Origin of the sequence: Dactylosporangium sp. NPDC000244, assembly GCF_040300725.1 — a bacterium.
Taxonomy (GTDB): domain Bacteria; phylum Actinomycetota; class Actinomycetes; order Mycobacteriales; family Micromonosporaceae; genus Dactylosporangium.
Window position 1 is genome coordinate 1 of record NZ_JBEPEH010000125.1, and the last position, 1113, is coordinate 1113.

Genomic DNA, 1113 nt, shown 5'->3' on the forward strand with positions numbered 1-1113 from the left:
CAGCCGGCTCTTCGGACAAGTCACAAACCGAACCCGCCACCACCAAGCCTAGAACATTCCCCGCTCCAACCCCTTGACCTAGAGGGGAGCCATGTGCGTGCGCGCCGGGGATCCGACTCGCCATTACATTCCGTAGCGACCGGATCGCGGCAGACGCGGATTCCTGACGTTGGCGAGCCGCGGGTCTCGGCTAACGGCACATCCAGCCGGCGTGCCGGGTCACGCGGGCATGCCGGGTCACGCGGTCACTACCGCGGTCGACGCACAGCTCGCTGGTCTCGTGATCGATCCAGTAGGTCTGTCCGGCGCCGATGAAGGTGGGCTGTTGCAGGTGGAACCAATGATCCACCACGTCTACGAGGATCAGCCGGTCCGCCGTCACACGCTTGACCATCTCACCTCCTTGAGTGCCGTCGCACCACACCCGCTTCGTGAGCGGGGTCCACCGGCGCCACCGTGACCAGCTGGCGACTGCGGATCAAGGGCACCATCGATGCCCCCGTCGGGCGGAACTCGACCGTCGCCCCGCCGGCGACGCGATCGGCAATCATGTCGAGTACACCCATGCCGACAGCGTGCCCGCCGACCATGCCGTAGACCACTGGATTTCGTCGTTGTAGTGCACCGGCACGACCTCAACGGCGCGCACCCGATCATGGTTGCGGCCAGCCTGCTGTGGCCGTGATGTAGTGCCGTCGTGCGAAGGCCGCAGCGCCGCGGAGATGTCCAGGACGGGCCGGGACCCGATCCGGAACGCGTCGCATCGTTCATCGGCCGGGTTCCAGGCACAGCCATTGCGGAACGGGCGTAGCAGCACACGGGCCTCGAGGACTGCCGCGGTCGGACCGCAGAGCTGCGCCCATTGCCCTGCGGCTGCGGCGGCGTCTCCCCAGGCGGGGCACCAGGATGTTCTCTTGGTGCCGTCGAGCACGAGCTTGATCGTGGCGGTCAGTCGAGATGCCGCGACCGGGCGCGGACCCCACCCCCCACGTCCTCATCCGGAACGTCGTCCAACGCTTTTACAGGTACTGGCCGCCGAGGACCGGCTCGCGCTCGACCGTCGTGTCGAAGCCGTCACGCAGTGCGTACAACTCGGCGAGGGTCGCGCCGTCG

2 protein-coding genes are annotated in these 1113 nt (G+C 67.5%); both read right to left on the reverse strand.

Annotated features, from left to right (window positions below; all coding sequences use genetic code 11):
* Positions 1–190: 190 nt before the first annotated feature.
* Complete coding sequence (locus tag ABT369_RS57845; RefSeq protein ID WP_350627285.1) at positions 191–394, reverse strand: hypothetical protein; 204 nt, start codon at positions 392–394, stop codon at positions 191–193.
* Positions 395–547: 153 nt separating this feature from the next.
* Positions 548–931, reverse strand: coding sequence for a hypothetical protein (locus ABT369_RS57850; RefSeq protein ID WP_350627287.1), 384 nt, complete (start codon positions 929–931; stop codon positions 548–550).
* Positions 932–1113: the final 182 nt, after the last annotated feature.